Source organism: Levilactobacillus suantsaii (assembly GCF_004115745.1).
GTDB lineage: Bacteria > Bacillota > Bacilli > Lactobacillales > Lactobacillaceae > Levilactobacillus > Levilactobacillus suantsaii.
On sequence record NZ_QXIL01000049.1, the window covers coordinates 1 to 3262 of the forward strand.

At 47.9% G+C, this 3262-nt stretch carries 3 protein-coding genes and 1 riboswitch; of the genes, 2 read left to right on the forward strand and 1 reads right to left on the reverse strand.

Going from position 1 to position 3262, the window contains the following annotated elements; translation table 11 throughout:
• Window positions 1-917: 917 nt before the first annotated feature.
• Window positions 918-1080: riboswitch (M-box (ykoK) riboswitch) on the reverse strand.
• A gap of 212 nt (window positions 1081-1292) precedes the next feature.
• Entirely contained in the window at window positions 1293-1856 is a 564-nt protein-coding gene (locus DXH47_RS11400) for a redoxin domain-containing protein (protein WP_129033422.1), read from the forward strand.
• Between the two features lie 67 nt (window positions 1857-1923).
• Here the strand turns inward: DXH47_RS11400 and DXH47_RS11405 are convergent, their stop codons facing one another.
• Window positions 1924-2271, reverse strand: a complete 348-nt coding sequence (locus DXH47_RS11405) for a hypothetical protein (RefSeq protein WP_129033423.1) — start codon at window positions 2269-2271, stop codon at window positions 1924-1926.
• A gap of 230 nt (window positions 2272-2501) precedes the next feature.
• Here DXH47_RS11405 and DXH47_RS11410 point away from each other — a divergent pair, with 230 nt between their 5' ends.
• Window positions 2502-3143: an SDR family oxidoreductase gene (locus tag DXH47_RS11410; protein ID WP_129033424.1), complete on the forward strand. Its 642-nt coding sequence runs from the start codon at window positions 2502-2504 to the stop codon at window positions 3141-3143.
• Window positions 3144-3262: the final 119 nt, after the last annotated feature.

Here is a 3262-nt window from a genome sequence, read left to right on the forward strand (position 1 = left end):
TCATGTCCATGTCGTCAAGATTACCGGAAAGTCTTATCGACTAAAAGGCGTCGGTTGACCGCCCAAAACCTACATTTTTAAACCGCCATAAACCTGCATTTTATCACCGCCCTTGACACATCCGCAAAATTAAGTCTTGGGGTGCAGTTAAATAAGCCTTTTTATTCAATTATGTGTTGCACTTCAATTGTAAATTCGTCGCAAATTAAAAGACCTCGTTCACACCTTATAAAGGGTGATGACGAGGTCTTTTTGATTAGCGTGCGTCAGTCTTGACCAGTTCATTCATGTTGCGGCGAGTTAACTTGCGGGGTGATTCCCATCAGCCCATGGGTCGCTCGCGTTCACATCAATAACCGCGAAAAACGGTTTGGCCAAGGAATAGTCGACAGTAGAGTTTAGGTTAGCCATCATAGCGGAAACGGCGTCAATTACTTAGCGTTTTTCCCCCGCTGAGTTCCCCCAGCGGTGAAGCACGATTTGAACTAGCACGTCAATGCCTCAAGGTTAAAGTCGGGCCGGAAAAACAACGTAATTCTAGCTTGCGTTATCAGTTAAATGGTTTCGGTTCAACAGTCCCCAAACGAATTCGAGAAGGTCAGATGACAAGCGTGCTGGCTACAACGCCAACGGTATCTGAGTTAAAGGCGGACTGTAAATCGAAGGTAAAGTCTAGGGTCGAGTGACACCGCATCAAGCTACGGCGTCTGGCCCGGGAAAGCTAACGTAAGTGGCCCTTCCTCAAAGCGTCAACCAAGAGGGATGAACCGACGTCACCTTTCCCACAAGAGAGTGACACGCTCCGGGATCATCTTTCAATTGCGTCATGTTCATCACCTCCTAGCTAAGTTCAAATTGACATTAAAAGCGCTCGGCTAACAATTCATAGCCGAGCGCACTAAAATAACATGCGAATTAAAGTCGGCTAATCGTTGAGTTTTAGCACTATACGGCGTAGTCTTTCAACAGCTACATTAGATCAAGCCTTATGTTGACTTGAACAGCTGACTCATTGGCGTTTCTCGACGTTTCTGAGCAGTAGCATTTTCCGTATAGGAGCCTCACCTAACAGCTTCTAAATATCTTACAAAGTCAGTTTAACGTACTTTCTCAAAATGTGCAAGCAGAACGCAAATTTTCTACCAGATAATCATTATTATTTTTATAACTAGGGGTTAGTTCCCTGGGAATAAAGAATTTTACAGTCTAATTTAGAATCATTATTGATTAATTTTAAAAAAGCGTGTATGCTTTAGGCGAATCAAAAATCGAATTGAGGGAAGTCATAAGTTATGAACTTTATTGGAACTGAATTACCCGATTTTCAAGTCACCGCTTATCAAGACGGTGAAGACAAAACTTTGACGCGAGCCGACCTATTGGGCCACTGGTCCGTCATCTTCTTTTACCCAGCCGACTTTTCGTTTGTTTGTCCGACGGAGTTAGGCGACTTGGCCGACCACTACAGTGATTTTCAAGCCCAAAACGCGGAAATCTACAGTGTGTCCGAAGATACCGAGTTCGTGCACCAGGCTTGGCACGCCCAAAGCCCGGAAGTGGGCAAAGTCGCTTACCCGATGATTGCCGATCCCGCGGGCACGTTAGCCCGGCACTTCCAGGTGTTGAACCAGGACCTGGGGCAGGCTTATCGCGGCGTCTTCATCTTGGATCCTGACGGCAAAGTCCGCTCTTACACGATTAATGATATGGGCATCGGCCGCAACGCCGAAGAAATCCTCCGGACGTTGACTGCCGCCCAATTCGTCGCGGAACACGGCGACCGGGTTTGCCCCGCCAACTGGCATCCGGGTGACAAGACGTTGAAGCCTGGTACCGATTTAGTTGGCAAGCTTTAACTCCAGTTAAACTAAAACGGACCCGGAAAAATTCCGGATCCGTTTTTTAATAGGGTTAGAAACGTCACTAGATACCTTGTTGAATCTTGGCGAAACTTTGGCGGTACCAGCCGTCCCAGGTGTTATCCTTCAACGCGCCGTTAGCGTTGTAGGGGAGTTTGAGGGTTTTTAAAATCGTCAAAAATAGCTCACGTTTAGTCTTTAAAACGGCCTCGACCAGTTGTTCCGGCGCAAAGTAGCGGTTTTCGAACAAGTACTGGTTGATGTCGTTCATGGCATAGTCGACCTTGTACTGGGATAAGATTTCCAAATTGTTCTGCTTGTAGTGTTGCACGTAAAATTTGACAAAGTCCATCAAAGCAGTTTCTTGGGCGCTTTCGTCCAAATCGGTAATTGTTAATTCTGAGTCTGACAAAACTCGGGACCTCCTTATAAATTGTCTCGGTAGTTGGCTGTCACCCACACCCAACTTCCATTATGGCACTTTTTAATGATGGGGTAAAAATTTACTCTCCAGATTGCGGCGATTTGGGTGGTTGCCGGATTAAATCTGCCGCCAAGGCCGCGATTTTTGCCCGTTTTAGCGGCTTTTTCCCACCTAGTGTATACTTATAGGGACAGAAGTTGAGAAGGGAGTTAAACGCAATGCGAGTGTTTGTGGTGGGGGCCAATGGTCAGGTCGGTCGGTTAGTGGTCGCCCGGTTATTGGCCCAAGGGGATACCCCGGTGGCCGGGTTACGGCCGGGAGAAGACAGTGAGGACTGGGAGGACTTGGGCGTTTCGGTCAGCCGTTTCGACCTGTTTAGCCAGCCTGAGCAGTTGGCTAGTCAGTTACTGGGGCAAGACGCACTAATTTTTGCAGCCGGTTCCGGGAGTCGGACCAAGGACGACATGACCTTACTGGTAGACCTCGATGGGGCAGTCAAAACCATGCAGGCGGCGGAGATTGCTGGTGTTCAACGGTTTTTGTTGATCAGCATGTTGTTTGCCGAGGACCGTAATCGCTGGGCTGACCCGTTACGGCCCCTGTATGCGGCCAAATTTTATGCCGACCACTGGTTGACGCACCAAACGAAACTCGATTACACCATCGTGGAGCCCGGGGCGTTGTCGTTTCACCGGCCGACTGGTCTGCTTAAAAGTGACCCGTTAGCTGTTGGCAGCGTGTCACGGGGCGATCTGGCCGCCTTTTTAGTTGCCGCCGTTCACGACGATCGGACCATCAGGCGAACGATTCCGCTTTTGCAAGGTGACCAAACGATTGCCCAATTATTGGCTCAACTTTAACCGACGAATTTACAATTGAAGTGCAACAAGTAAGAAAATAAAAATAGACTCCTAGCCTGAGTCCTGTAGAATGAAGTCACCATAACAATCATCTAAAGGAGTTCTTAGGCTATGAGTCC

Coding starts and splice junctions, on each gene's coding strand:
- DXH47_RS11400 (WP_129033422.1), top strand. CDS start 1,293: ATGAACTTTATTGGAACTGAATTACCCGATTTTCAAGTCACCGCTTAT.
- DXH47_RS11410 (WP_129033424.1), top strand. CDS start 2,502: ATGCGAGTGTTTGTGGTGGGGGCCAATGGTCAGGTCGGTCGGTTAGTG.